Origin of the sequence: Pseudomonas knackmussii B13 (genome assembly GCF_000689415.1) — a bacterium.
In the GTDB taxonomy this organism is placed as follows: Bacteria; Pseudomonadota; Gammaproteobacteria; order Pseudomonadales; family Pseudomonadaceae; genus Pseudomonas; species Pseudomonas knackmussii.
This window is the reverse complement of record NZ_HG322950.1, coordinates 117,856-144,208: the sequence shown is the minus strand read 5'-3', so window position 1 is coordinate 144,208 and position 26,353 is coordinate 117,856. Positions and strand designations below refer to the sequence as shown.

The window sequence follows — 26,353 nt, the reverse complement described above, 5'->3', positions numbered from 1 at the left end:
CTCATTCGTGACCGAGCAGGAAGCGCGCGACCCGCTCGGCGCTGTCCTCGGGATGTTCCTGCATGAAGCAGTGCCCGCCGGCGACGCTCTGGCCGCTCACGTGGCTGTTCAGCGCGCACCAGCGCGCCACCGCCTTGGGCACGAACGGATAGGTCTTCTCGCCGAAGATCACCTGGGTCGGCGTCACCACCTTGGCCAGCGAAGGCCACAGGCGCTTGGGGAATGAGCTGAAGATTTCCGCCTCGCGGCTCGGCCGGCACTTCAGTTCGGCACCGCCCTCTCCCACCTTGATCGCGTACTCGACGTAAGCCTGCAGCGCCTCGTCGGCCCAGCCCTTGAAGATGCCGCGGCCATGCAGCCCGGCGTAGGCGGCGGCGCGATCCGGCCACTGGCTGCGCCGGTTCTTCGCTTTCTGCACCATGGTGCGCCGCTCGTGAAGGCCAAGCACCTCGGAGAGCGCCATCACGCCGATCATCGCCGGTGTGAAGAGCACCGGATCGAGCAGCACGGCGCGAGTGAACAGGTCCCGATGGCGGCCGAGGATCAGGCTGCTGAGCACGCCGCCGAAGCTGTGCCCGCAGGCGTAGCGCGGCACGTCGCCGAAGATGCCGCGACCGGCCTCGAAGGCTTCCACCGCCATTTCGGCGTTGCGGTTCCAACCGTGGAAGCGTCCGCCGTGGTCACTGTCCCCGTGGCCCTGGACATCGCACAGCCAGAGGTCGAAGTCCTGCGCCAGGCGCTTGAGCATCGGCTCGTAGGCGCGGGTGCAGAAACCGTTGCCATGCAGGAAGTGCAGCAACGGCTTGCCGCTGGGCTCGCTGTGCCAGCCGCGCAGGGTGAAGCCGGCGGAACAGGAATGGGACCAGGCGATCAGCTGCATCGAAGGTTTCTCCTCAGGGGCGCGCAGTGTAGCCAGTGGCGATGGCGCCGGGCCAGGGGCCGGACGTGCTATGGTCGCGCTCCGTCCGTCACCCGCGCGCCGCCATGTCCGCTTCCCGCCCCCTGCGCCTGATTTTCGCGAGCCTGCTGGTGCTCGCCGGCCTCGCGCTGTCGGTGTACTGGGCCGGGCATCACGCACGCCAGCGTGCCCTGCTCGTCGAGGCGGAAGCGGCGCATGAACAGCTGGGCCTCTACGCCAGCTCCCTGCGCACCCTGCTCGAACGCTACCGCAGCCTGCCGGCGGTGCTCGCGCTGGACCCGGATATCCGCCAGGCGTTGGCCGGCCCGGTCGACAGCGAGCGGCAACAGGCGCTCAACCTCAAGCTGCAACAGGTCAACGCGGCCGCGCGCACCTCGACTCTGGAACTGCTCGACCGCGACGGCCTGGCGGTGGCGGCGAGCAACTGGGACCTGCCGACCAGCTACGTCGGCCACAACTATGCCTTCCGCCCCTACTTCCGCCAGACCCTCGCCCAGGGCACCGGGCGCTTCTACGCGGTCGGCGTGACCAGCGGCATCCCCGGCTACTTCCTGTCCAACGCGGTGCGCGATGGGGCCGGGCGCTTCCTCGGCGCCATGGTGGTAAAGCTGGAATTCCCCGACCTCGAACGGCAATGGAGCCAGACGCCTGACCGGGTGCTGGTAAGCGACGCCAAAGGCATCGTCTTCCTCGCCAATCACGACGGCTGGCGCTACCGAGAGCTACAGCCGCTGGACACCTTCGCCCGCCTGGAGCTGGCGGAGACTCGCCAGTACGACCGCCAGCCGCTGAGCCCGCTGCGCCACCGCACCCTCGAGCCGCTGGGCGACGGCAGCCAACTGGTGCGGGTGAGCACCGAACAGGGCGAGACGGACTTCCTCTGGCAGTCGATCACCCTCGCCGAGGATGGCTGGACGCTGCACCTGCTGCGCGATGCGAAAGACATCCAGAGCAACGTCATGAGCGCCCGCCTCGCTGCCGCCGGCACCTGGCTGGCGCTGGTCTTCCTGTTCCTCTGGCTGCAGCAGCGGCGGCGCATCGAACGCCTGCGCCAGCGCAGTCGCGAAGAGCTGGAGCAGCTGGTCGAGCAACGCACCGCAGCCTTGCGTACCGCGCAGGACGGGCTCGTCCAGGCAGCCAAGCTGGCAGCGCTGGGGCAGATGTCGGCCGCCCTCGCCCACGAGATCAACCAGCCGCTGACCGCCCAACGCATGCACCTGGCCAGCGTGCGCCTGCTGCTCGACGCCGGCCGTGCGGACGAAGCACGCACCGCGCTGGCCCGCGTGGACGAACTGCTGGAGCGCATGGCCGCACTGACCGGCCACCTGAAGACCTTCGCCCGCAAGACGCCCGGCGGGTTGCGCGAACGCATCGAACTCGGCCACGTGCTCGACCAGGCGCTGCAACTGCTCGCCGTGCGCATTCGTGCCGATCAGGTAGAAGTCAGCCAGACACTCAGCGTACCGGCCTGGGTGCTTGGCGACGCCATCCGCCTCGAACAGGTGCTGGTGAATCTGCTGCGCAACGCCCTGGATGCGCTGGCCGGCATCGAGCACCCGCACATAGCCATCCACCTGCGCCGCGAGGATGGCGACTGGTGCCTGGACATCGCCGACAACGGCCCGGGCATCGCCGCCGAACACCTGGCCAGCGTCTTCGATCCCTTCTTCACCACCAAGCCGGTGGGCGAAGGACTGGGGTTGGGACTGGCGGTATCCTACGGCATCGTCCATGAACTCGGCGGCCGCCTGGAGGCCGCCAACCGGCCCGAAGGCGGTGCGCTGTTCCGCCTCGTGCTGCCTGCCGCAAGCGAAGAGCCATGACCGAACACGTGATATTCGTCGATGACGAAGCCGCCATCCGCGAGGCGGTGCAGCAATGGCTGCAGCTTTCCGGCTTCGAAGTGCGCCTGTGCAAGAACGCCGAGGAGTGCCTGAAGACGCTCGAGCGCGGCTTCCCCGGCGTAGTGGTAAGCGACGTGCGCATGCCCGGCATGGACGGCCTGGCCCTGCTCGCACGCCTGCAGCAGCTGGACCGCGACCTGCCGGTGATCATGGTCACCGGCCACGGCGACGTGCCCATGGCGGTGCAGGCCATGCGCAACGGCGCCTACGACTTCATCGAGAAACCCTTCACTCCCGAACGCCTGCTCGACAGCCTGCGCCGCGCGCTGGAGAAGCGCCGCCTGGTGCTGGAGAACCGCCAGCTGCGCGAGCAGGCGGCGCTCAAGGACCGCGTGGAATCGCGCCTGCTCGGCGTGTCGCGGCCGATGGAAAACCTGCGCCGGCAAGTGCTGGCGCTGGCCGGCACGCCGGTCAACGTGCTGATCCGCGGCGAAACCGGCAGCGGCAAGGAACTGGTCGCGCGCTGCCTGCACGACTTCGGTCCGCGCGCCGACAAGCCCTTCGTCGCGCTGAACTGCGCAGCCATTCCCGAGCAGTTGTTCGAGAGCGAGCTGTTCGGTCACGAGAGCGGCGCCTTCACCGGCGCCCAGGGCAAGCGCATCGGCAAGCTGGAACACGCCAACGGCGGCAGCCTGTTCCTCGATGAGATCGAGAGCATGCCGCTGGCCCAGCAGGTCAAGCTGCTGCGCGTGCTGCAGGAACATCAGCTGGAACGCCTGGGCTCGAACCAGAGCATCCGCGTCGACCTGCGAGTGATTGCCGCGACCAAGCCCGACCTGCTGGAAGAGGCCCGCGCCGGGCGCTTCCGCGAAGACCTGGTGTATCGCCTGAACGTCGCCGAACTGCGCCTGCCGCCGCTGCGCGAAAGACGCGAGGACATCCCCCTGCTGTTCGAGCACTTCACTCACCTGGCCGGCGAAAAGCTCGGCCGTGAAGCGCCGCCACTCTCCACCGCCGAACTGGCGCGTCTGCTGGCCCACGACTGGCCGGGCAACGTGCGCGAACTGGTGAACGCGGCGGAACGCCACGTCCTCGGGCTGGACCGCGAAGCCGAGCTGACGGCGCCGGCCGGCAACGGCCTGCTCGAACGCATGGAAGCCTACGAAGCCGAGTGCATCCGCCAGGCGCTGAGCCAGTGCAAGGGTGACATCAAGGCGGTGATGGAACTGCTCGGCCTGCCGCGCCGCACCCTCAACGAGAAGATGCAGCGCCACGGGCTGAGCCGCGCAGAATTCCTCGGCGAGGACTGACAGCTGCTGCCGTAGGAGCAACTGTCTTTTGGGCTCCCGCGTTCGCGGGAGAGACGGCCTTGAATTTCGTGCTTTTCGGCGTCATCCCCGCGAACGCGGGGACCCAGAAGCCACGTAGGAGCGGGCCCGCTCGCAAACGACCCCGCACCGAGGTGGCAGGGCCGCCATCAGGCTCAACTAGAGTCGGATCACAGCCCTGCCGCCAGCTCCCCGGCCTTGCCGCGCTTGTGCAGCACCGCCAGGTAGACCAGGCCAACGGCAATCCAGGCCAGGCCGAGGTACTGGGCATCGGGGCTCATGCTCAGTAGCACGTAGCCGATGATCACCAGTCCGATCAGCGGGCACAGCAGGTGGCGCACCACCTTCCCGCTTTTCTGGCGGATGAAGTAGTGATTGATCACTGCCAGATGCAGCAGGCAAAAGCCGGTAAGCGCACCGAAATTGACCAGCGACGTGAGCACGTCCGGCGCATCCAGGAACGCGATGCCGATGCCCAGGGAGAGAACGGCTACCAGGTACAGGCTGACATGCGGGGTCTTGTAGCGCTCGTGGACCTTGGCCAGGGGGCGCGGCAGGCGTCCATCGCGGGCCATGGAGTAGAGCAGGCGCGAGACCGCGGCCTGCGAGGTGATGGACACAGTCACGCCCCAAGCCAACGCGGTAGCCACGGCAGTCAGGCTGGAGAGCCACTTGCCACCAGCCGCCTCGGCGATCTCGTAGAAGGCAGTGTCGGCCGACTGGAAGGTCATGCCGGCAGCCAGATCGGTAGCCAACCAGGTCTGCAGGACGAAGATGCCGCCCATGACGAACAGGGCGATCAGCGAGGCGCGGCCGATCTGTCGCGCCGGGTCGCCCTTGACCTCCTCGGCCAGGGTGGAAATGGCGTCGAAGCCAAGGAAAGACAGGACCGCGATGGACACCGCACGCATCACCAGGCCGAGATCGAAGTGCTCCGGCTGGTAGAGCGGCGCCAAGGTCAGTCGACCATTGCCCATGCCGCCTTCCAGGGCGTGGTAGCCGACCACCAGGAAGATGCCCAGCACGATCATCTCGGCGATCAGGAACAGCAGGTTGAAGCGTGCGGCGAAAGTGATGCCGCGCAGGTTCACCAGTGTCGCCGAGACCAGGAAGCCGAGCATCCAGGCGAGCTTGGGTACCTGCGGATACAGGTGGTTGAGCGCCAGCGCGCTGAACACGTAGAGCAAGGGTGGAATCATCAGGTAGTCGAGCAGCAACACCCAGCCCGCGATGAAGCCGACATGCGGGTGTATGCCACGTTGGGCATAGGAGTAGACCGATCCGGCGATGGGGAAGGCGCGGGCCATGGCGCCATAGCTGAGGGCGGTGAAGAGCATCGCCAGCATCCCCACCAGGTAGGCCATGGGCACCATGCCCTGGGAATCGGCGTGAACCCAGCCGTACACGCCGAATGGCGCGATGGGAATCATGAAGATCATCCCGTAGATGACCAGGTCGCTGAGGGAAAGACTGCGGCGGAGCTGTTGTTGGTAGCCAAACTGTTCGATGGCCATGGAGGGGTCCTCTCGATACGGCAGCTTTATCGTTGTCGGGGGCGCCGCGAGCACGACAGCGCGTTTCTTGTTGTTCTATGCGGGCCGGCACGCCGGCCCTCCCTCAGAGCCAGGGGTAAAGACGCTCGGCCCAGGCCGCGACCCCGGAAGGATCGCGCAGTCCATCGTTGCGAATTTCGATCAGCACGGCGTCGATGCCGCGCTCGTCACCATGCACCGGCACCGTCATGTCCTCGGCCGGATCAATGTCGTAGGGTTGGTTGGCGCCGATCTCGCCGCCATCCCGGCGCAGCCCTTCGATGATCCGCCGCGCGTAGCGCTCGGCACGGCCGAACAGCACGCCGGCCTCCCAGGGTCGCTGCACGCCGCGGTAACACGGCGTGAAGCTGTGCACGCCGACCAGACGCAGCGGCAGACCGTCCGCCAGGCGCTGGTCGATGAGCTCGCCCAGGGTCCGGTGGAAAGGCTCGAACAGTTGTCGCTGGCGCTCGATCCGGTTGGCCTCGGACAATCCCCGGTTGCCCGGAATCGGATAGATCTCGCTGTGTTCGGGGATGCTGTCGGGCGCCGTCAGCGGACGGTTCAGGTCGATCAGCAGGCGCGAGTAGCCGGCAGCCAACAGCGGCGCGTCAAGGCGCTCGGCCAGTGTCTCGGCCAGCGCCAGGGCGCCTATGTCCCAGGCGATATGCTCGCGGGACGCCGCCTCATCCAGCCCAAGCTGTTCAAGCTCCGCCGGGATGTACCGGCTGGCATGCTCGCAGACCAGCAGCACCGGACTGCGCCCCTGGGGGTTGATCAGGCGCAAGGGCGGGTCGCGGTAGATTCCGCGTTCAGTAGAGGCTGGCATAGCGATCGCACACCTGGTCGTCGGTGAGGTCACGGGTCAGCGCCAGCTCCTGGCGTTTCATCGCGAAGTAGGTCTGCAGCAGGGCAGGCGGCAGCTGCGCACACAGGGCATGATCGTCCTGCAGCAGTTGCAGGGCCTGCTCCAGGGTCCCGGGCAATGCCCGGATGCCCAGCGCCTCGCGCTCGCTGGCGTCGAGCGAATCCGGATCGACATCGGCCACCGCGTGCAGAGGCAAACGCTCCTGTACCCCCAGGCGGCCGGCGATAAGCACGGCGGCCATGGCCAGGTGTGGGGAGGCGGTGGCGTCCATCGGCCGGAATTCCAGGTTGAACTGCCGCGCCAGCGGCTTGCCGCCGAGGCTGACCACCGGACAGATGCGCAGCGCCGCCTCGCGGTTGCGCAGGCCCAGGCAGGCGTAGGCGGCGCTCCAGTGATGCGGTTTCAGGCGCAGATAGGAGACGGCTGTCGGTGCGGTCAGCGCGCACAGCGCCGGCAGGTGACGCAGCACCCCGGCGGCCCAGTGGCGGGCCAGTTCCGAAAGGTTGTGCGGCTGCTCGGCGTCGTAGAAGCGAGGCGTGCCGTCGAGGCTCTGCAGGCTCAGGTGCAGATGCACGCCGTTGGTCACCTCACCCGGCGCACGCAGCGGCGAGAAACAGGTTCCCAGGCCCATCTGCCGGGCGATCTCGCGGGTCACCTCGCGGACATTCACCGCACGATCAGCGGCGACCACACCCTGGGTCGGCCGGCAAGTCACCTCGTACTGCAAGCGACCGTACTCCGGGAGGAACATCTCGGGATCGGCCCCAGCCTGTTCCAGCGCGCTCAGCACCCAGCCGGGAAAGTTACCCGCGGCACGCTGGGCCTGCAGCGAGAAGGCGCCCCCGGTTGCCTGCGGCAGGCCCAGCAGGGTGAATTCATGTTCGAAGGCAGCCGTGACCTGAAGGCCAAGTTCGCGGTAGCGGGCAATTTCCTCGCGCAGCAGGGTGCGCGGGCACACCGGCCATGGCGTGCCATCGGTTTCCACCAGATCGCCATGGTAGTAGTCCAGCGCCGGCGCCAGCGGGTCGGGTCCCTGCTCCACGCGCAGATGGCTGAGCGGATCGGGCAGCAGGCGCAAGTCGCCATGACTGCCCCAGGGATTGTCTTCGGCAATGATGTCCTGGGGGGTCAGCGCGCTGTTCGCCGGCACCCAGCCGCAGCCACTGGCCAGTTGATCGGCGACTGCCGAGGTAGGCAATGATCGACCGCGGGTGATACCGGCGAGGTCGGTGGTTACGAAGCTGCTCAGGGGCAGCGGCCCGGTGGAATGACTCATGGCATGCTCCGCGGTCAGTCGAGGCTGGCGATACGCGCCAGCACGGTGTCGGTGTCGGCGATCCAGCAGTAACCCTTGATGGCCTCCAGGCAGGCCTGGTGGCGCTCGGCGGTATGGGTGGCGCAGGCGTCCTCGACCAGGGTTACGAGGTAGCCGCGGTCGGCGGCGTCGCGCACGGCCATGTCCACGCACTGGTCGGTGACCACGCCGCAGACGATCAGGTGGCGCACCCCCAGGTTGCGCAGCACATAGTCGATGGCGGTGGAGTTGAAGACACCGGAGGAGGTCTTGGGCAGCACGATCTCGTTCTCCGTCGGCGCCAGCGCGTCTATCACCTGGGCATCCGGATGCCCCTTGGGCAGGTGCATGTCCGACAGCTTGTGATCGAGGGAGCGGTCGCGACCGTCGGCGGTGAGGCTCTCGATGATGGTGTGCAGCACGTCCTGCCCTGCCTCGCGCATGGCCGCCAGCAGGCGTTGCTGGTTGGGAATCACCTGGCGTTGCACGCGATCGTAGAAGTAACGCGCCTTGTCAGGATCGACGTGTGCATCGCGGCCGGGCACGACCCAGGCGTTCTGCATGTCGACGAACAGGATCGCGGTCTCGCCCCGGCGATAGGGCAAATCGCGCGGAGACGCGTGGGGCAGGCTGAACATGATCACTCCTCGAGCAGATGGGTGTTGAAGGCGGAACGCAACTGGTCGATGACCTCCAGGCGTTCATCCAGTTGGTTGTCGCTGCGCGCCACCAGGCTGGCGACCAGCGCTTCGACCTGTGCCATGGCGGGGACCAGGGAGTCGAACGGCGAGCTCGACTCCACCGGCGCGCTGACGATCAGGTCGGCCAGTTCGCGCAGTGGCGAGGCGTAGATATCGGTGAACAGCACCACGCGAGCGCCACGCGCCTTGGCGGTCTGCGCAACGAGCAGGGCCTGGGCCTGGTAACGCCGGTAGTCGAACAGCACCAGCAGCGACTGGCGATCCATGTCGTGCAGCAGGTCGGGCAGCGCCATGCCGTCGTCCAGCCACAGGCACCCACCGCGCAGCAGCCGCAGGTGGGTGACCAGGTAGCCGGCGAGGAAGCGACTGAAGCGGCCGCCGTGGCAGAACACGCGAAAGCGCGGGTCGAGCAGCCAGTCGCACAGCAAGCGGATGTCATCAGCCTGGGTCAGGCCAAGGGTGTGCTGCAGGTTGTCGCGTGTGTTAGCCAGGTAGCCTGACCAGGCGTCGGCGTCCTCCATGCGCTCGCGGCGTTCGGCAAGCAAGGTGCTCGGCGAGCGCAGGCGATCGTCGACGTCGCTGAGCAGGGTTTCCTGGAAATCGGCGTAGCCGCCGAAGCCGAGCTTCTTCACCAGCCGCAGGATGGTCGGATCGCTGACTCCGGCCTGCCGGGCCAGGCGCGCCATCGGGCCGAGGCCCAGGCGCGGGTAATCGTCGAGGAGAGCACGCAGGACCTTGCGTTCGGCCGGGGTCAGGACGACTTCCGGCGAAGCGAGGCGATCTTTGAGGCTGGGCATGGCAGCTTCCTTGGATGTTGTGGATGTTTTGTAGTGAAAATTTCAGATAACGGCAATATCTATTTTTATGTTTACTTCACTACATTTCCGGGCCAACAGCCTCCGAGGGCTCTGGAATGGTTATCTACAGGGAATCTCTGCTTCTGGAGTGGGCGATGAATGGCAGATCGGCCGCCGCACGACCAAAAAAAAGGCCGCTGAAGTCAGCGGCCTTGAGGAGACGTCGATTGGAGCAATCTGAAATCGGCGTCAGGAAGTCGTGCCCTGTGATGCTTGCGGGCGCTCGCCGGGTGGCGAGAATTGCGGCGGGCCGTCACGCAAGAAGAGGGAACAGGCCGGCGAATATGGGCAAGTTTATTGACCTATCTATTTCGCATCAATGCCGGTTCTGGCGAAAGACCTTTTCATTTTGTGTAAAAGTCATTCGCCGACTGCCGAATAAAAAAGCGCCGCGTTTCGTACGGGGCGCAAGGCATTGGGAATTCCGGCTCACGCACCGGCCTTCCCGGGGGAAAGTACGCCGATCAGGAATCGGTGTGGGACTTGGCGGCGGCCTGGCCGGCGGTCCGCTCGGCGTCGCCTGCTTGCTTGGAAGCGGCGATGGCGGCCTCGTTGGCTTTGACCATCTTGTCGGTCATCAGTCGGGACTCTTCGGCAAAGCTCAGTTGCACGAAGGACAGCGAACAAACGGACAGCAGGGCAGCAACAACAAGTTTACGGGACATGATTTTCGAACCTTTGATTGGCCCCGCTCGTTGGGGGCGAGACAAAGGTTACGACTCCGTGACAGCCAGAAAAATAGCAAGCTAACCAATAGACCATTGCCTATTGAGCAACAATCGTTCAAGCCCAGTGTTTCGCGTCGTTAAGCACGCGCTCGTCGGCATCGAAAGCGCTGGGCAATTCCTCCTTGAGGAACTCGACCCAGGTCCGAATCTTCGCGTCGAGGAATCGCCGCGACGGATAGAGCGCGAAGATCTGCCGCACGTGCAGGCGATGTTCGGGCAGTACCCGCACCAGTTCGCCCTGGCGCAACGCCGGAGCAGCCACGTAGCTGGGCAGCAGGCAGATGCCCATATTGGCGCGGGCAGCGCCGGCGAGGGCTTCGGCGACGTTGACCATGAAGGTGTCGCGCGGGCGGATCACGCTACCCTCGTTGTTCTCGTCGAAAGCCCAGCCTTCCGGAAAGGTCGGGTCCTGCAAGCGCAGGCAGCGGTGCTCGCGAAGGTCTTCGACAGCGCGCGGCGTACCATGCCGGGCGAGATAGCCAGGGCTGGCGCAAAGCACGCTGTAGATGGTGCCGAGTGTCTGGGCGACATATTCGGAGTCGGGCAGCTCGCGGTCGCGGGTGATGACCACGTCCTGGCCGTCCTCGAGGATGTCCGGCTGGCGCTGGGCCAGGGTCAGCTCGATGTAGACCTCCGGATGCTGCTCGCCGTAGCGCGAGATCAGCGGAATCAGGTGCTGCTGGCCCAGGCCGGTGAGCGAATGCACGCGCAGACGGCCCCGCGGACGCAGGTGCGCGCCGTTGGCTTCGGCCTCGGCTTCATCCACGTCGAGGAGGATCTCGCGGCAGCGCTGCAGGTAGCGCCCGCCGGTCTCGGTCAGCGCCAGGCGCCGGGTGGTGCGGTGCAGCAGGCGCGCCTGCAGGTGGCCTTCGAGATCCGAAACCACCCGCGACACCTGGGCCGTGGAAAGCCCCAGGGCATTCGCAGCGGCGGTGAAGCTGCCGGAATCGACCACGCGGGTGAAGACCCGCATCGCATGTAGAGTGTCCACTGTTGCCCCATCCGCAAAACTGAATCGCAGTATAGGGACATTTTCCTACAACCGTTGCCACGTATAGTGGCAACCAAGTCGCTGCAGCAACGGTGGGCTGTACAACTCCCATCGTCTGGCACCCGGCACACCCGCCGCTTGCCAACTCTCCCCCCGCGCATACCTGGCTGCAGCGACTGACCCTTTCCTCCAGGGCGCATGTCTCGATGATGTGCGCCCTTTTTCGTGGGCGCGCTTATCCGTTCACGGACACTGAAATACCCCTGTAGGAGCGCGCCATGCGCGCGAATCGCGGCCATGGGCCGCTCCTACAGGGGGAATCCAGGCGGAAACGTAGGGCGAATAACCGCGAAGCGGTTATCCGCCGCCTCAGCTCAACGCGGCAGCGGGTACAGGCGCTCGTCGAACTGATCCAGGCGCACGAATTCCAGCGGCTGGTCCTGCTCCAGGCGCTGCAGGCGCTCCTGGTACTGGCGCAGGAAGTCCTGGCGCGCCTCGGTGCTGATGTAGGGCACGTGCCAGGCCACGAAGGGCGGCAGCACGCTCATGCCGGTGTAGGCCAGGGTGCCGCGCAGGATCGGCCGCAGCATGTCTTCCAGCGGGCCGTGGATCGCGTCTTCGCCGAACATGTGGTCGCGCCCGCCGAGGGTCACGGTCACCAGCGCTTTCTTGCCGGCCAGGCCGCCCTGGTCGTAGAAGCGCTTGCCGCCGTAGCAGATGCCCGAGACCAGCACGCGGTCGAACCAGCCCTTGAGGATGGCCGGCGCGGAGAACCAGTAGATCGGGAAGTTGAAGATCACCAGGTCCGCCCAGAGCAGCTTGTCCAGCTCGCCCTGGATATCGGCAGCGATGGTCTTGGCCTTGGCGCCTTCGCGCTGTTCCAGGGCGTACACCAGGTAGTCCGGGTTGGTGCGGTTGCCGAAGTCGGCGGCGCTGGCCACCGGGTTCCAGTTCATCGCGTAGAGGTCCGAGGTCTTCACCTCGTGGCCCTGGCCGCGCAGGGTTTCCTCGGCCAGTTGGTACAGCGCGGTGCTGAAGGACTGGGGTTCGTTGTGGGCGTGGACGATGAGTACGTTCATGGGAATCCTTGGATGCTGAGGGGAGGGCCCTGCCCTCCCCGTACTTCAGAGCTGGATGGCCTTGAGCTCGACGAACTCGTGCAAGCCCTGCTCGCCCCATTCGCGGCCGTTACCGGACTGCTTGTAGCCGCCAAAGGGCGCGCGGTAGTTGAAGGCACCACCGTTGACGAAGCATTGGCCGGCGCGCATCTGCCGGGCGAGGCGCAGGCCGTCTTCGCGGTCGCCGGCCCAGACCGCGCTGGACAGGCCGAACGGCGAGTCGTTGGCGATCTGCAGGGCTTCGGCTTCGTCGGCGTAGGGAATCAGGCAGAGCACCGGGCCGAAGATTTCCTCGCGGGCGATGCGCATCTGGTTGTTCACGTCGGCGAACACCGTCGGCTGCACGTAGTGGCCGCGCTCCAGGCCGAAGGGGCGATCAGCGCCACCGCAGATCAGGCGCGCACCCTCTTCCTGGCCGATGCGGATGTAGTCCAGCACGGTGCGGCGCTGGCCGGCCGAGCACATCGGGCCGAGGAAGCTGTCCGCATCCAGCGGGTCGCCGAGCTTCAACGCCTCGGCTTCGGCACGGGCGATTTCCAGTGCTTCGGCGTAACGGCTGGCCGGCAGCAGCATGCGGGTCAGCGCAGTGCAGGTCTGCCCGGAGTTGATCATCACGTCCTGCACACCATGGCGCACGGCGGCTGCGAGATCGGCATCAGCGGTGATCAGGAACGGCGACTTGCCGCCCAGCTCCAGGCACACGCGCTTGACCGTCGGCGCCGCAGCCTCGGACACGCGAATGCCTGCAGTGGTCGACCCGGTGAAGGACACCATGTCCACATCGGGATGCCGCGACAGCGCCTCGCCGACCTTCGAGCCGGGGCCGCTGACCAGGTTGAACACCCCGGCCGGCAGGCCGATGGCGTCGATCATCTCGGCCAGCAGGAAGGCGTGCAGCGGAGTGTCCTGGCTCGGCTTCACCACCACGGTGCAGCCGGCGGCCAGGGCCGGGGCGAGCTTGCCGATCAGTTGATGCAGCGGGTAGTTCCAGGGGTTGATGAAGGCGCAGACGCCGACCGCTTCCTTCACGATCAGCGAGTTGCCGACCTCGCGCACTTCGTCCATGTGAGCAGCCAGAGGCGCGTAACTTTCCAGGCCCTCGATCGGACCGTCGACCTGCACCATGCGGCACCACTGCACCGGCATGCCCAGTTCGGCGGTGATCAGCGCGGCCATCTCGTCGGCGCGTGCTTTCAGCTGTTCGGCCAGGGCGCGGATGTAGCCGGCGCGCACGTGGGACGGCGTAGTCGACCAGGCCGGGAATGCGCGGCGCGCGGCGTCCACCGCGCGGTTCACGTCGGCTTCGGCGCCCAGCGGTACGCGGCCGATGACTTCCTCGGTGGCCGGGTTCTGCACCTCGGCCAGGCCCTGCCCTTGGGGCGCCACCCAGGCCCCGTCGATGTAGAGCTTCAGGCGGTCATGCATAGCGTTTCTCCTGCAAGAGTTCGGCGGCGCACAGGGCGATACGGCGGCAGGCTTCGCGCAGCGGCGCGGCGCCGAGCACCAGGCCCAGGCGGATGTGTCCGGCAGCGCTGGGGCCGAAGGCTTCGCCGGCCAGCACCGAGACGCCGAAGCGATCCAGCAGCAAGTCGGCGAACGCTTGCGCCGAGAGGCCGGTGGGGCGGATGTCGACCATCACGAACATGCCGCCGTCCGGACGCAGGGCGCGCAGGCCGACGCAGTCCTGCAGGCAGTCGAGGACCAGATCGCGGCGCTGGCGGTAGGCCTCGCGCATGGCTTCCAGTTCCGGCAGCTGCGCTTCCAGGGCGGTGCAGGCGGCATCCTGGATGAAGTCCGGCAAGCCGTAGAGCATGCACAGGGCGAGGTTTTCCAGGTGCCCGCAGAGCGCTTCGGAACCGACCACCCAGCCCAGCCGCCAACCGGTCATGGCGTGGGACTTGGACAGGCTGTTGAGGGTCGCGGTGCGCTCGGCCATGCCTGGCAGGCTGGCCGGGCTGACGTGCTCGCCGTCGAAGATCAGCTCGCTGTAGACCTCGTCGGAAATCATCCACAGGTCATGTTCGACGCACAGCGCGGCCAAGGCCTCCCAGGTGGCGCGCGGCAGGCTGGCGCCTGAGGGGTTGTGCGGGCTGTTCATGGCGATGGCGCGGGTGCGCGGGGTGATGAGTTTCGCCACGTCCTCGGCCTGCACGCGGAAGCCGTGCTCGGAGCGCACCGACACCGGCACGACCTTGGCGCCGCAGGCACCGAACACCGCTTCATAGGTGACGTACATGGGCTCGGCGACTATCACCTCGTCGCCCGGATTCAGTACGCATTGCGCAACGGCATAAAGCGCGCACTGTGCGCCGGCCAGCACCACGACGTTGTTCGCGTCCACGGCCTGGCCACTGCGCTGCGTGTGGCGGCGGGCGATGGCTTCGCGCAGGCCGCGCTTGCCGCGCACGTCGGAGTAGTGGGTGTTGCCGCTGAGCAGGCTGTCGATGGCCGACTGCACGATGGGCGCCGGGGTGTCGAAGTCGGGGTCGCCGACCGACAGCAGGAGGATGTCGTCGCCCTGCTCCATGCGCGCCAGGGCGCGGTAGTGGATGTCCCAGGCGGCAGCGCCGTCGCCGGCGATGCGTTGGGTGAAGTTCGAGAAGCGCATGAGGGGGAGTCCTTCAATGCGCCGGGGCCTGGGCCCCGGCGGGTGCAACGGGGCCTACTTCGCGCAGGCGTGTTTCAGTTCGATGAGGGTCACGCCCGGGTGGGCGAAGCCTTCGCACAGCTCGCGCTCCAGCTCGTCCAGGCTCTGCGGCTGACGCACTTCGCAGCCGTAGGCGCGAGCCAACAGGGCGAAGTCCGGGTTGCGCGGCAGGACGCCGATGGGCTCGATGTCGAGGCTGATCATGTCGTCGCGGATCTGCCCGAGCGCATCGTTGTTCCACAGCAGCACGACCAGCGGGCTATCCAGTTCCTCGGTGGCGGTAGCCAGTTCCTGCGCGGTGTAGAGGAAGCCGCCATCGCCCACCAGGATCAGGCCCGGACGCTCCGGCGCGCCGAACTTGGCGCCGATGCCGGCGGGCACGCCGTAGCCGAGGGTGCCGTAGCCGGTGGGGTGCAGCCAGCCGCGCGGGGCCTTGCTCGGGTAGAGGTAGTTGCCGCTGTAGGCGAGCTGGGTCATGTCGCTGGCGATGAAGGCGTTGTCCGGCAGCACCTTGGCGATGCGTTCGAGGATCGCCTTGTGGATAAGCTGCAGCGGCGCGTGGCTGCCGTCGATTTGCTTGCGCAGCTGGGCGACGCGGTCACGGGCGCCGGAAGCATCACGGGCAGCAGCCGGCAGCGCAGCGAGCAGCGCTTCGGCGGTGGCTTTCGAATCGCCCAGCAGCGCCACGGCACTCGGGTAGAAGTCATTGAACTTGCGCGAGTCGACATCGACGCGGATCACCTCGCCGGTCAGCGGCAGACGCTCGCACCAGTAATCGGTGTCGGCCATCTCGGTGCCGATGGCGAGGACCACGTCGGCCTCGGCGATCATGTCCCAACCAGCCTGCACGCAGAGCGTGGCACCAGCGGCGAGCGGTGCTTCCGGCGCCAGCAGGCCCTTGCCGGCGACGCTGGTGAACAGCGGCGCGGCCAGACGCTCGCTGAGCGCAGCCAGGGCGTCGGCGGCATGCAGTGCACCGCCGCCGGCGATGATCATCGGGCGCTTGGCGGCAGCGAGCTTATCCACAGCCTGACGCAGCGCATCGGCGCTCGGCAGACCACGGCCGGCGCGGCGCACGACTTCGTTGGTCCAGTCGCGGGCGATGGGTGCGGCGAGTACATCGAGCGGTACCGAGATGTGCACCGGGCGCGGGCGCTCGCTGTCGAACACCGCGTAGGCGCGGGCGATCAGCTCGGGCAAATCCTCTGCGCTCAAGGCAACGGCCGAGAACGCTGTGATGGGCGCGGTCATGGCGCGCTGGTCCTGGGTCTCGTGCAGGCAGCCCCAGCCTTTGCCCAGGCTGGCGGTGTGGTTGACGCTGGAAATCACCAGCATCGGGATGGAGTCGGCATAGGCCTGGCCGATGGCGGTAGCGGCATTGGTCACGCCCGGACCGGTGATGATGAAGGCCACGCCGGGCTTGCCGCTCACGCGCGCGTAGCCGTCGGCCATGAAGCCGGCACCCTGCTCGTGGCGGGTCAGCACATGGCGGATGCCACTGCCGGGCAGGCCGCGATAGAGCTCCAGGGTGTGTACGCCGGGGATGCCGAATACGGTGTCGACGCCGTAGTTGGCGAGCAGGCGGACCAGGGCCTGGCCGCCGGTGAGGGTGTTGTTGTTCTGCATGTTCACTCCTCGAATCGTTATTTCGCAGGAGCGAGCTTGCTCGCAAACAGCCCCGTAGCGGGGTCGGGTTCGCGAGCAAGGGCTAGGCGCCCCCCTCGCTCCTACAGGGGATGTTTCATTCGGCAGTACGAACCAGGGCGTCTACCGCGACCGCGCCTTCGGCGTTCACCAGCAGCGGGTTGACGTCCAGTTCCACCAGGCTGTCGGCGTGCTCGCAGGCGAAGTCGGCCACCGCGCGGATGGCATCGACCAGCTTGTCCATGTCCACCGCCGGACGACCGCGGAAGCCGGTGAGCAGCGGCGCGCTGCGCAGGCTGTGCAGGGCGTCGCGGATGGCCGCGTCGGTGGTCGGCAGCAGCAGGCTGCGGCTGTCCTTGAGCAGCTCGACGAGAATGCCGCCGGCGCCCAGCACCAGGGCCAGGCCGAAGCCAACCTCGCGCTTGATGCCGACGATCAGCTCGGCCAGCGGCGGGCTCGCCATGCGCTCCAGCAGGACCTGGTCGAAGGCCACATTGGGCGCGTGCTTCGCCAGGTTCTCGCGCATGTCGAACAACGCTGCTTCCAGGGCCGCCTCGTTGCGCAGGTTGAGCGCCACGCCACCGGCTTCGGTCTTGTGCGGCAGGTCGGCGCTGACCGCCTTGAGCACCAGCGGATAGCCGAGGTCGGCGGCAGCCTCGCGGGCCTGGCCAGGAGTGCTCAGCACGGCGGCCGGCAGCGGCAGGCCGAAGGGCTTCAGCAGTTGCTTGGATTGCCACTCGTCGAGCAGGCGGCCCTGGCCTTCCAGCGCTTGCGGGCACAACGGCACGAGCGCCGCTTCACCACGCGCCAGCAGCACCTCGCGGCGCTGACGGTAGTGGGCGATGCGGCCCCAGGCGGCGAGGCCGTCTTCCACGCCTTGCAGTGCGGCGACGCCGTGGCCGTGCAGCAGTTCGCGGGCATGCGCTGGCAGCAGTTCGGGCAGCGCCGAGGCGATGAAGCCGACCTTGTCGTGGCGCTTCAGCGCCGCGCAGTACAGCTCCAGCAGCAGGTCGCATTGCGGACGTTCGCCGGTCTCTTCGCCCGGGTAATCGAGCACCAGCAGCGCGGCGTCGGCTTCGGTTTGCAGAGCGCTGTCGAGCATCCTGTCCAGCGCCGGACCGTCGCCCCAGATGGCGGTGGTGAAGTCCAGCGGGTTGGCGATGTTGGCGTAGTCCGGCAGCACCTGGGCCAGCTCGGTGCGCTGCGCTTCGACCAGCTTGGGCAGGCTCAGGCCGTTGCGTTCGGCGTAGTCGGCAATCAGCCCGGCGTCGCCGCCGGAGCAGGCCAGCGCGGCCAGGCTCGGGCCGGCCGGCAGGTTGCCGCAGGCGGCGGCCTTGAGGGTTTCGATGAAGCTCACCGGGCCGCTTACACGGATCACGCCGAGGCGATCGAAGAGCGCATCGTAGAGTGCGTCGGAGCCGGCCAGCGAGCTGGTGTGGCTGAGCGCGAGTTCCGCGCCGATCTGCGACACGCCGGTCTTCAGGGCGATGATCGGGATGCCCTTCTGCAGCGCCTTGTGGGCTGCGCGGGCGAATCCGGGGACGTTCTTCAGCCCTTCCAGGTGCAGGCCGATGGCGGTGACGCGCGGCTCGTCGAGCAGTACGTCCATCAGTTCGGAAACGCCCAGCTGCGCCTGGTTGCCCACCGAGGCCATGTAGGCGATCGGCAGCGAGCGGTCGCTCATCGACAGGTTGTAGGCAAAGTTGCCGCTCTGGGTCAGCACCGCCACGCCCTTCTCGACGATGTGCCCGCCGTGGGCCACCGGCCACAGGGCCGACCCGTGCAGGTAGTCGAGCAGGCCGTAGCAGTTCGGGCCGAGCAGGGCCATGTCGCCGGCCGCTTCGAGCAGGCGCGCCTGCAGGGCTTCGCCCTCGGCACCGGTCTCGGCGAAGCCGGAGGCGTAGCAGATGGCGCCGCCGGCGCCCTTGGCGGCCAGTTCGGCGACGGCCTGCAGGGTCAGGTCGCGGTTGGTGGCGACGAACACCGCGTCCGGGCCTTCCGGCAGTTCGGCAATGCTGCGCACGCAGGGCACGCCTTCGAGTTCGTCGTATTGCGGGTTGACCAGCCACATCTGGCCGGCAAAGCCGCCTTCGGCGCAGCGCTTGAGCGCGCGCGCCATGCTGCGGCCGCCGATGAAGGCCAGGTGCTTCGGGGCCAGCAGGCGCTTGAGGTTTTCACGTTGGCTCATGGCGATCACCGATCAACGCAGCAGCGGGCGCAGCAGTTCGCGGGAAATGATGTGGCGCTGGATTTCCGAGGTGCCTTCCCAGATGCGCTCGATGCGCGCGTTACGCCAGATGCGTTCCACCGGGCCTTCGTCCATCAGGCCCATGCCGCCGAAGATCTGCACGGTTTCGTCGGCGACCTTGCCCAGCACTTCGCTGGCGAACAGCTTGGCCATGCCGGCCTCGCCGTCGGTCATGCTGCCCTGGTCCATCTTCCAGGCGGTGTGCAGGGTCATCAGCTCGGCGGCGCGGATCTGCGTGGCCATGTCGGCGAGCTTGAAGGAGATGCCCTGGTAGCTGCCGATGGCCTGGCCGAACTGCTTGCGGTCGGCCGACCACTGCAGCGCCAGGTCCAGCGCGCGCTGGGCCTGGCCGACGCAGTTGGCGGCGACCATCACGCGGCCGGCGGTGAGCCAGGCGTTGGCCACTTCCCAGCCCTTGTCGACTTCGCCGAGGACCTTGGAGGCCGGCACGCGGCAGTCGTCGAAGAAGATTTCGTAGGTGTGGTAGCCCTTGTTGCTGACGCAGCGCGGGCCACGGCGCACGGTCATGCCCGGGGTGCCCTTGTCGACCAGGAAGGCGGTCACGGCGTTGCGCTTCTTGCCGTTGCGCTCGTAGCTGTCGGTCACCGCGAAGACGATGGCGAAGTCGGCGTGGCCGGCGTGGCTGATGAAGTGCTTGGCGCCGTTCAGCACGAAGTCGTCGCCGTCACGCACGGCGCGGGTCTTGATCGAGTTGGCGTCGGAACCGGCGCCCGGCTCGGTGAGGGCGAAGCAGTCGATCTTCTCGCCTTGCACCACCGGCAGCAGGTAGTCCTGGATCTGCTCGCCCTTGCACGCCATGAGGATCTTCGAGGGCCGCGCGACGAACACGTGCAGCGCCCAGGAGACCTTGGACAGCTCGCGCTCGACCAGCGCCTGGGACAGGTAGTCGAGGCCGCCGCCACCGACTTCCTCGGGCATGTTGAAGGCGTAGAAGCCGGCGGCGATGGCCTTGCCGCGAATCTGCGCGGCGAGCTCCGGGGACACGGCGTCGGCGCGGTCCACTTCTTCCTCGTGGGGCAGCAGTTCCTTCTCGACGAAGGCCTTGACCGCCTCGACGAGCATTTCCTGTTCCTGGGTCAGTTTGAAGTCCATGGAATCACCTCGCCGCTCAGCGGCCTTTGAATTGGGGGGAACGTTTGTCGGCCACGGCGCGCAGGGCTTCGGCGGCATCCTCGCTGCGGCCGCAGAGCAGGCCGGCGGCCTGTTCGGCTTCCAGCTGCTGGGCCAGCGAGCGGTTGGCGCCGTCGCGGATCAGGCGTTTGGTCTGGGCGAAGGCGAAGGTCGGGCCGGCGGCCAGGCGCGCGGCGAATTCACCCACGGCGTCGAGCAGTTGCTCGTCGGCGATGACTTCACCGACCAGGCCGGCGGCCAGGGCGCGTTCGGCGTTCCACAGTTCGTCGAGGAACAGCAGGCGCTTGGCGGCTTCGCTGCCGATCAGCCGCGGCAGGTGCCAGCTGGCGCCGGCGTCGGGGCTGTAGGCCATGCCGGTGTAGCCGGCCTTGAAACGCGCGGAGGCGGCGGCGATGCGGAAGTCGCAGCACAGCGAGAGGTCCATGCCGGCGCCGACGGCGGTGCCGTTGATGGCGGCGATGGTCGGCTTGTCCAGGGTGTGCAGGCGGGTCATCAGGGCGTGGGCGGTCTCGGTCCAGCCGTAGCTTTCCAGCTCGCCGCGGGCCTCGGCCTCGGCCCATTCGGCGAGGTCGGCGCCGGCGCAGAAGCCACGGCCGCTGCCGGTCAGCACCAGGACGCGCACGGCCGGGTCGGCTTCATGGGCGTCGAGCAGGGCGAGCAGGGCCTTGAGGGTGGGGACGTCGAGCGCGTTGCGCTGCTGCGGGCGGTTCAGGGTGATCCAGGCGATACCGTCCTGGACCCGGCTGAGCAGGGATGCGTCAGTCATGCTGGCCTCGTTGTTGTTGTCGCATGAGGGCGGGTGATGGCGACAATACTAAACAAGTGTTCAGCAAGACGGCAATGCACCCGAAAGGGTGGCTTGTAACGCCCCGACCGATGGCGCGAAGGCCGCGTGGTGCGGGGGCTACAGGGAAAGAAGGGGGAAGACGGCGGGGCCTGTTACAACTTCGAACAATCGGCAGAAGCCCTTGTAGGAGCGAGCTTGCTCGCGAACCGCATTGCACCGCAGCAGCCGGGCAAGTCCGTTCGCGAGCAAGCTCGCTCCTACGAAAAAAAGAAGCCCCGCAGTGCGGGGCTTCTTTTGTGCGGCAGGCTTAGCCGATGCTCGGCACCGCCTCGCTCACCCCCTGCGGGCGCTTGCGCTGGAGCACGTAGTACGCCAGGTAGCAGGCCGCCATGAAGCCGAAGCCCCAGTACAGCGACGGGCGCTGGGTCGGGTCCAGGGCGAGGAACACGAACAGCGCGCAGCAGATCGCGATGCAGGCCAGCGGGATCAGCGGGAACAGCGGCGCCGCGTATTTGAGGTCGGCCACGGTGCCGCCCTTGGCCATGTGCTCGCGGCGGAAGCGGTACTGGGCGTAGGCAATGACGATCCAGGTCACGGTGCCGGCCATGCCGCTCACCGCCATCAGCACCATGAACAGGGTGTCGGCGGCGACCACGCTGGTCAGCAGCGACAGCAGGGCGAAGGCCAGGCTGATCAGCAGCGCATACAGCGGCACGCCACGGGCGCTGAGCTTGGACAGCGCCTTGGGCGCCATACCGGTTTTCGACATCGCCCAGAGGATCCGGGTCGAGGCGTACAGGCCGGAGTTACCCACCGAGAGGATGGCGGTGAGGATCACGAAGTTCATCAGGTCGGCGGCATAGGGAATGCCGACCATGTCGAACACCTGGACGAAGGGGCTCTCCATCAGCCCGGCCTTCTGCCAGGGCACGATGGCGGCCAGCACCAGGATCGCCAGGACGTAGAAGATCAGCACGCGGAACACCACGTTGCGCACGGCGCGCGGGATGCTCTTCTCCGGCTGGTCGGTCTCGCCGGCGGCGACACCCATGATCTCGCAGCCCTGGAAGGCGTAGACCACCGTCATCATCACCGCGAACACCGCAGACAGGCCGTTGGGGAACAGGCTGTCGCCGATCAGGTTGTGCATCAGCGGTGCGGGCTCGCCGCTCTTCAGGTGGATGTCGCCGAAGATCACCAGCAGGCCGACCACGATGAAGCCGAGGATGGCAGCCACCTTGATCCCGGAGAACCAGTATTCGGCCTCGCCGAAGGCGCGGGTGGCCAGGGCGTTGAGGGAGAACAGCACGACCACGAAGAAGCCCGACCAGATCCAGATCGGCACCTCGGGGAACCAGCGGGTCATCAGCATGCCGGCGGCGGTGAATTCCAGGCCGACGGTGGAGGCCCAGCTCATCCAGTACACCCAGCCGATCATGAAGCCGGTGGCCGGACCGATGAAGCGCGTGGCGTGGGCCTGGAAGGAGCCGGAAACCGGCATCTGCACCGACAGCTCGCCAAGGCAGACCATCACCAGGTACATCAGCAGGCCGGCGACCAGATAAGCCAGCACGGCGCCAGCCGGGCCGCCCTGGTTGATGGTGACGCCGGCGCCCATGAACAGGCCGGTGCCGATCACCCCACCGAGGGACAGCATGAAGATGTGGCGGCTCTTCAGCGCGCGGGTGAGCTGGATACGATCTTTCGAATCAGACATGGCGCACCTCCGGGAAACGGCAGGCGCGGCGAAGCGGAACTCTACGTTGGATCATTATTGTTATCTCCAATCTGTCAGAGGCCGTGGCTCGAGCACGGATGCCCCCGATTATTGGAAGGCGATGTAAGACGGCGTTGTACGGCGGGATCGAAGATGTAAAAAGCTGTAAGGAATTTGTCGCAACCGCGCCCTACGGCTGCAAATGCGGCTCGGCAGCGGCGCGTTGCGCGTCGATCTTTTCCGCCCAGCCTTGCAGCGGCTCTCCGGCCAATGCCGCTTCTTCCAGCGCGTGCAGGCAATCGCCCAGGCCGCGCAGGCCCATGGACTGGCAGCTGCCGGCCAGGCGGTGGGCGAGGCTGGCGGCTTCGGTGCTGTCCTCGGCTCGCAGCGCCTCGTGCAGCATCGGCAGTTGCTGCGCCAGCGATTCGCGCAAGATGCCGAACAGCTCGCGCACCCGATGTTCGCCGAGCAGTTCGCGGTGAGTCGCCAGCACCTGTTCGTCGAGCACGCCATCCGCCGGCGCTTCCGCACCTGGCTCGTGCAACTCCGCCAGCGCACGGCGCAGGTCGTCCACCCGCAGTGGCTTGGCCAGCACGCCTTGCATCCCGGCATCGAAGTAGCGCCGCACCAGCGCGGGTTGCACGCTGGCGGTGAAGGCGAGGATCGGCACCTCGCGGTTGCGCCCGTCCGCCTGCGCACGGATCGCCTGGCACAGCTCGACGCCCCCCATGCCCGGCAGGTGCATGTCCAGCAGGATCAGGTCGAAGACCTGCTCGCGGCACAGGCGCAGCGCCGGCTCGGCGTCCTCGGCGAGCCAGACGCTGTGGCCATCTCGCTTCAGCAGCCCCTCGGCCACCTCGCGGTTGAGCGGTACGTCCTCCACCAGCAGCACGCGCAGGGCGCGATCGGTACGCGGTACAGGTGCGACGACCGACGCGGGCGCGCTGGCCGGCAACAGTTCGAGTTCGAACCAGAAGGTGCTGCCCTCGCCTTCCCGGCTTTGCACGCCGATGCAGCCGCCCATGGCTTCCACCAGGCGCTTGCTGATCGCCAGGCCGAGGCCGCTGCCGCCATAGCGCCGCGCCACTTCTTCGCTCGCCTGGGTGAAGCGCTCGAAGATGCGCGCCTGCACCGCCTCGGGAATGCCGATGCCGTCGTCGACCACGGCGAAGCGCAGGCGCTGCGCCTCGCCCTCCTCCGCCAGCAGGCTCACTTCCAGGCGGACCTCGCCGCCTTCGGTGAACTTCACCGCGTTGGCCACCAGGTTGCTCAGCACCTGCCGCAGCAACTGCTCGGCGCCACGGCAGCGTTGGCGCACGGCCGGATCGAGATGCAACGACAGCTGCGTCGCGTTGCCCGCAGCACGCGGTTCGAGCAGGGTCAGGACTTCGTCGAGCAGTTCGCCGAGCTCGAAATCCAACGGCTCGGGCAGGCTGGCGCCGTCCTCCAGGCGGGCGAAATAGAGCACTTCGTTGAGCACCGCGAGCAGCCCTTCGCCGGCCTTGTACAGGGCATGCAGGCGTTTGCGCTCCAGCTCGCCCAGGGGCGCGTCGCGCAGCAGTTCGGCCATGCCGAGGATGCCGTTGAGCGGGGTGCGGATCTCGTGGCTCATGGTTGCCAGGAAGCGCGTCTTCGCCTGGTTGGCCGCCTCGGCTTCGTCCTTGGCGCGGCGCAGGCTGTCGGTGCGCCGCTCGACCTGGCGCTGCAGCTCGGCGCGCTCTTCGCCCAGGGCCTGGCGCATGTCGTCCAGTGCATGGGCCACGGTGTCAATCTCGTCGTCTTCGGCGCGGATGCGCTTGTCCAGCCGCAGCGGTCGTTGCAGGTCGCCGCCGGCCATGCGCCCGGCGAATTCGGCCATGCGCTCCAGGTGGCGCGTCACCAGACTGTGGAACAGCCAGCTCAGGGCCACCGCCAGGCCGCAGAGGAACAGCCCCATCCACAGCAAATTGCTCAACCCGCCGAGCCACAGGCGGCGGTAGATGGCGCCCAGGTCGATGGCCACGACCAGCTCGCCCAGGGCGCGTTGCTCGCCGTCGGGCGGCTGGTAGCCCAGTGGGAAGTGCTCGACGCGCAGCGGACCGGGCGCCTGGATGTCACCCTGGATCAGGTTGAAGTCCGGGCTGGCGAGGCTGGCCCAGGCGATGTCCGGGAAGTCCACCAGGCCATGCAATTGAACGTTCAGCTGGACCTGGTTGAGGTCCCACAGGCTGCGCTCGAAACTGGCCAGGTAGCCGCTGCGGATCAGCTCCAGGCGCGTGTCGATGTCGTGCATCTCGCGGCGGTATTCGAGGTACAGCTGCACGCCGCCGGCGAGCAGGGTGAAGCACAGGCTGAAGGCCAACACTCGCAGCAGCAGGCGCCGGGCCAGCGGGCCGGGCGTGCGCAGGGCCCTCATGGCGTGGCGCCCCTGGCGAGCATGGCGCGATAGTCGCGCTCGCTTTCGTCCAGCCAGCGCGCCAGGCTGCCGTCGGCCGCCAGATGCTGCAGGGCGGTATCGATCTCGGGCAGACGCCGCACCAGCGACGAATGCCGCGAAACCGCCAGGCGCAGGTAGTCGACGGTGATCGGTCGCGGCGTGTCGACGATGTTCGCGCCGCCCGGCAGGCGCTCGACCAGCAGCCTTCCGGTGCGCCGCTCGTAGGGGATGAAGTCGATGCGCTGGCGGATCAGCTTGCCGAAATTCTGCGTGCTGTCGGAGACGTACTCGATGGTGTCGTGGCTGGCGACGAAGCGGTCGAAGTCGGCCCCATAGCTCTCGCCGAACAACAGCCCGCCACGGTACTGCGCGAGGTCGTCGAGACGCTCGAAGCGCACCGGCTTGCGGCGGTTGTAGAAGAGCGCGACTTCCTCGCGCAGCACCGGCGTATTGGCGAACAACAGGCCCTGGTCGCGCTGTTCGGTGCGGTAGGCGAGCACCACATCGACGCGCCCGGCGGCGGCATCGAGCAGGCAGCGCTTCCAGTTGCCCAGGTTGACTACCTGCACGTCGTAGCCGAGCCCGCCGAGCACCGCCTTCACCACCTGCGGCGCCAGCCCGCGCACTTCCTGGCCGTCGCTCCAGGACACCGGCGGGTACACCGGGTAGTCGCAATAGCGGATGCGTTCGGCGGCCGGCGCCAGGCCTGCGCAGAGCAAGGCAAGGAACAGCAACCAACGCATGGCGCAGTGGCTCAGGCGTCGCTCGGCGCGGCGGTGAACAGGTAGCCGGCGCCGTGGATGGTGATGATGAGCTCGGGCTCGGCCGGGTCGTCGCGCAGCTTGCGGCGCAGGCGGCCGACCAGCACGTCGATGGAGCGGTCGTTGGGCAGCCATTCGCGGTTGCGGATCTGGTCCATCAACTGGTCGCGGCTCAGGGTGTGGCCGCTGTTGCGCAGGAACACGCTGAGCAGCTGGAACTCGCCGTGGGTCAGCGGGGTTTCGCTGCCGTCACGGTCGACCAGGCGGCGGCGGTCGGCATCCAGTTGCCAGTGGGCGAAGCGCTTGAGCTGCTGGCGCGGCACTGCGGCGGTCGGCGCCGGGCTGCGCGCATGGCGCACGCGGCGGATCAAGTTCTTCGCCCGCGACACCAACTCGCGCGGGTTCGGCGGCTTGATCACGTAGTCGTCGGCGCCGCATTCCAGGCCGACGATGCGGTCGATGTCGTCGTTGCGCCCGGTGATGAGGATGATGCCCACCTCCGAGCGCACGCGCAGTTCGCGGGTCAGGGTCAGGCCGTCCTTGCCGGGCAGGCGGATGTCCAGCAGCACCAGGTCGAAGGGCGGGCCGTCGCGCTCGGCCTCGGCCAACGCGCTTTCCGCCGCTTCGGCGGTGCTCGCGCAGGCCACCTCGTAGCCCTCTCCGGCGAGGTAGGACTGGAGGAGTTCGCGGATGAGCGGATCGTCGTCGACGATCAGTACACGGGGAGCCATCGCCAATACTCTGCTGCGGACGCCGGCGAGGTCGCGGCGGAATTCTTATTAGAGGAACAGCGGTGTGGGA

The 26,353-nt window shown here is 67.5% G+C and carries 21 protein-coding genes; 2 read left to right on the top strand and 19 right to left on the bottom strand.

Annotation, left to right across the window (positions count from 1 at the left end; translation table 11 throughout):
- Position 1 precedes the first annotated feature (1 nt).
- Entirely contained in the window at positions 2–880 is an 879-nt protein-coding gene (locus tag PKB_RS00665) for an alpha/beta fold hydrolase (protein WP_043248162.1), read from the bottom strand.
- A 104-nt stretch (positions 881–984) separates the two neighbouring features.
- Between PKB_RS00665 and PKB_RS00660 the strand changes: the two genes are divergently transcribed.
- Positions 985–2,742: a sensor histidine kinase gene (locus PKB_RS00660; RefSeq protein WP_043248161.1), complete on the top strand. Its 1,758-nt coding sequence runs from the start codon at positions 985–987 to the stop codon at positions 2,740–2,742.
- Entirely contained in the window at positions 2,739–4,073 is a 1,335-nt protein-coding gene (locus tag PKB_RS00655) for a sigma-54-dependent transcriptional regulator (RefSeq protein ID WP_043248160.1), read from the top strand. The genes PKB_RS00660 and PKB_RS00655 overlap by 4 nt, the downstream gene beginning before the upstream one ends.
- A 188-nt stretch (positions 4,074–4,261) precedes the next feature.
- On the opposite strand, the gene PKB_RS00650 is transcribed toward PKB_RS00655, so the two are convergent.
- The 18 genes from PKB_RS00650 to PKB_RS00570 all read right to left on the bottom strand — a co-directional run bounded on the left by PKB_RS00650 (position 4,262) and on the right by PKB_RS00570 (position 26,289).
- Complete coding sequence (locus PKB_RS00650) at positions 4,262–5,605, bottom strand: APC family permease (RefSeq protein WP_043248159.1); 1,344 nt, start codon at positions 5,603–5,605, stop codon at positions 4,262–4,264.
- A 103-nt stretch (positions 5,606–5,708) separates the two neighbouring features.
- On the bottom strand, positions 5,709–6,452 hold the full coding sequence (locus PKB_RS00645; protein WP_043248158.1) for an N-formylglutamate amidohydrolase: 744 nt from the start codon (positions 6,450–6,452) through the stop codon (positions 5,709–5,711).
- Positions 6,436–7,767 carry a glutamine synthetase family protein gene (locus PKB_RS00640; RefSeq protein ID WP_043248157.1) on the bottom strand — a complete coding sequence of 444 codons (1,332 nt, stop codon included), beginning with the start codon at positions 7,765–7,767 and terminating at the stop codon, positions 6,436–6,438. The genes PKB_RS00645 and PKB_RS00640 overlap by 17 nt, the downstream gene beginning before the upstream one ends.
- A gap of 14 nt (positions 7,768–7,781) precedes the next feature.
- The gene (locus PKB_RS00635) at positions 7,782–8,423 is read right to left on the bottom strand and encodes a cysteine hydrolase family protein (protein ID WP_043248156.1); all 642 of its coding nucleotides are present in this window, start codon (positions 8,421–8,423) and stop codon (positions 7,782–7,784) included.
- A gap of 2 nt (positions 8,424–8,425) precedes the next feature.
- On the bottom strand, positions 8,426–9,283 hold the full coding sequence (locus PKB_RS00630) for a MurR/RpiR family transcriptional regulator (RefSeq protein WP_043248155.1): 858 nt from the start codon (positions 9,281–9,283) through the stop codon (positions 8,426–8,428).
- 524 nt (positions 9,284–9,807) lie between these two features.
- A complete protein-coding gene (locus tag PKB_RS28895; RefSeq protein WP_084166543.1) occupies positions 9,808–10,008 on the bottom strand; it encodes a hypothetical protein in 201 nt (66 codons plus the stop codon).
- A gap of 118 nt (positions 10,009–10,126) precedes the next feature.
- The gene (locus tag PKB_RS00625) at positions 10,127–11,062 is read right to left on the bottom strand and encodes a LysR family transcriptional regulator (protein ID WP_043248154.1); all 936 of its coding nucleotides are present in this window, start codon (positions 11,060–11,062) and stop codon (positions 10,127–10,129) included.
- 374 nt (positions 11,063–11,436) lie between these two features.
- Entirely contained in the window at positions 11,437–12,141 is a 705-nt protein-coding gene (locus PKB_RS00620) for an NAD(P)H-dependent oxidoreductase (RefSeq protein ID WP_043248151.1), read from the bottom strand.
- Between the two features lie 45 nt (positions 12,142–12,186).
- A complete protein-coding gene (locus PKB_RS00615; RefSeq protein ID WP_043248150.1) occupies positions 12,187–13,605 on the bottom strand; it encodes an aldehyde dehydrogenase family protein in 1,419 nt (472 codons plus the stop codon).
- Positions 13,598–14,788, bottom strand: coding sequence for a pyridoxal phosphate-dependent aminotransferase (locus PKB_RS00610; RefSeq protein ID WP_043248148.1), 1,191 nt, complete (start codon positions 14,786–14,788; stop codon positions 13,598–13,600). Before PKB_RS00610 ends, PKB_RS00615 begins: the two co-directional genes overlap by 8 nt.
- 54 nt (positions 14,789–14,842) lie before the next feature.
- A complete protein-coding gene (locus PKB_RS00605; RefSeq protein ID WP_043248146.1) occupies positions 14,843–16,453 on the bottom strand; it encodes a 5-guanidino-2-oxopentanoate decarboxylase in 1,611 nt (536 codons plus the stop codon).
- Between the two features lie 115 nt (positions 16,454–16,568).
- Entirely contained in the window at positions 16,569–18,659 is a 2,091-nt protein-coding gene (locus tag PKB_RS00600; protein ID WP_043248144.1) for an acetate--CoA ligase family protein, read from the bottom strand.
- A gap of 12 nt (positions 18,660–18,671) precedes the next feature.
- Positions 18,672–19,832 (bottom strand): acyl-CoA dehydrogenase family protein, encoded by a 1,161-nt coding sequence (locus PKB_RS00595; protein WP_043248142.1) that lies wholly within the window; start codon positions 19,830–19,832, stop codon positions 18,672–18,674.
- 16 nt (positions 19,833–19,848) lie between these two features.
- Complete coding sequence (locus PKB_RS00590) at positions 19,849–20,637, bottom strand: enoyl-CoA hydratase/isomerase family protein (protein WP_043248140.1); 789 nt, start codon at positions 20,635–20,637, stop codon at positions 19,849–19,851.
- A 328-nt stretch (positions 20,638–20,965) separates the two neighbouring features.
- Positions 20,966–22,375: an amino acid permease gene (locus tag PKB_RS00585; RefSeq protein ID WP_043248138.1), complete on the bottom strand. Its 1,410-nt coding sequence runs from the start codon at positions 22,373–22,375 to the stop codon at positions 20,966–20,968.
- 190 nt (positions 22,376–22,565) lie between these two features.
- Positions 22,566–24,770, bottom strand: coding sequence for a hybrid sensor histidine kinase/response regulator (locus PKB_RS00580; RefSeq protein WP_043248136.1), 2,205 nt, complete (start codon positions 24,768–24,770; stop codon positions 22,566–22,568).
- Positions 24,767–25,534, bottom strand: a complete 768-nt coding sequence (locus PKB_RS00575; RefSeq protein ID WP_052355138.1) for a substrate-binding periplasmic protein — start codon at positions 25,532–25,534, stop codon at positions 24,767–24,769. Before PKB_RS00575 ends, PKB_RS00580 begins: the two co-directional genes overlap by 4 nt.
- Positions 25,535–25,545: 11 nt before the next feature.
- Positions 25,546–26,289 (bottom strand): response regulator, encoded by a 744-nt coding sequence (locus PKB_RS00570; RefSeq protein WP_156957968.1) that lies wholly within the window; start codon positions 26,287–26,289, stop codon positions 25,546–25,548.
- Positions 26,290–26,353 lie beyond the last annotated feature (64 nt).

Excerpts from the sequence above, each read along its gene's own strand:
- PKB_RS00665 (WP_043248162.1), bottom strand. The coding sequence starts at position 880 with ATGCAGCTGATCGCCTGGTCCCATTCCTGTTCCGCCGGCTTCACCCTG.
- PKB_RS00660 (WP_043248161.1), top strand. The coding sequence starts at position 985 with ATGTCCGCTTCCCGCCCCCTGCGCCTGATTTTCGCGAGCCTGCTGGTG.
- PKB_RS00655 (WP_043248160.1), top strand. The coding sequence starts at position 2,739 with ATGACCGAACACGTGATATTCGTCGATGACGAAGCCGCCATCCGCGAG.
- PKB_RS00650 (WP_043248159.1), bottom strand. The coding sequence starts at position 5,605 with ATGGCCATCGAACAGTTTGGCTACCAACAACAGCTCCGCCGCAGTCTT.
- PKB_RS00645 (WP_043248158.1), bottom strand. The coding sequence starts at position 6,452 with ATGCCAGCCTCTACTGAACGCGGAATCTACCGCGACCCGCCCTTGCGC.
- PKB_RS00640 (WP_043248157.1), bottom strand. The coding sequence starts at position 7,767 with ATGAGTCATTCCACCGGGCCGCTGCCCCTGAGCAGCTTCGTAACCACC.
- PKB_RS00635 (WP_043248156.1), bottom strand. The coding sequence starts at position 8,423 with ATGTTCAGCCTGCCCCACGCGTCTCCGCGCGATTTGCCCTATCGCCGG.
- PKB_RS00630 (WP_043248155.1), bottom strand. The coding sequence starts at position 9,283 with ATGCCCAGCCTCAAAGATCGCCTCGCTTCGCCGGAAGTCGTCCTGACC.
- PKB_RS28895 (WP_084166543.1), bottom strand. The coding sequence starts at position 10,008 with ATGTCCCGTAAACTTGTTGTTGCTGCCCTGCTGTCCGTTTGTTCGCTG.
- PKB_RS00620 (WP_043248151.1), bottom strand. The coding sequence starts at position 12,141 with ATGAACGTACTCATCGTCCACGCCCACAACGAACCCCAGTCCTTCAGC.
- PKB_RS00615 (WP_043248150.1), bottom strand. The coding sequence starts at position 13,605 with ATGCATGACCGCCTGAAGCTCTACATCGACGGGGCCTGGGTGGCGCCC.
- PKB_RS00610 (WP_043248148.1), bottom strand. The coding sequence starts at position 14,788 with ATGCGCTTCTCGAACTTCACCCAACGCATCGCCGGCGACGGCGCTGCC.
- PKB_RS00605 (WP_043248146.1), bottom strand. The coding sequence starts at position 16,453 with ATGCAGAACAACAACACCCTCACCGGCGGCCAGGCCCTGGTCCGCCTG.
- PKB_RS00600 (WP_043248144.1), bottom strand. The coding sequence starts at position 18,659 with ATGAGCCAACGTGAAAACCTCAAGCGCCTGCTGGCCCCGAAGCACCTG.
- PKB_RS00595 (WP_043248142.1), bottom strand. The coding sequence starts at position 19,832 with ATGGACTTCAAACTGACCCAGGAACAGGAAATGCTCGTCGAGGCGGTC.
- PKB_RS00590 (WP_043248140.1), bottom strand. The coding sequence starts at position 20,637 with ATGACTGACGCATCCCTGCTCAGCCGGGTCCAGGACGGTATCGCCTGG.
- PKB_RS00585 (WP_043248138.1), bottom strand. The coding sequence starts at position 22,375 with ATGTCTGATTCGAAAGATCGTATCCAGCTCACCCGCGCGCTGAAGAGC.
- PKB_RS00580 (WP_043248136.1), bottom strand. The coding sequence starts at position 24,770 with ATGAGGGCCCTGCGCACGCCCGGCCCGCTGGCCCGGCGCCTGCTGCTG.
- PKB_RS00575 (WP_052355138.1), bottom strand. The coding sequence starts at position 25,534 with ATGCGTTGGTTGCTGTTCCTTGCCTTGCTCTGCGCAGGCCTGGCGCCG.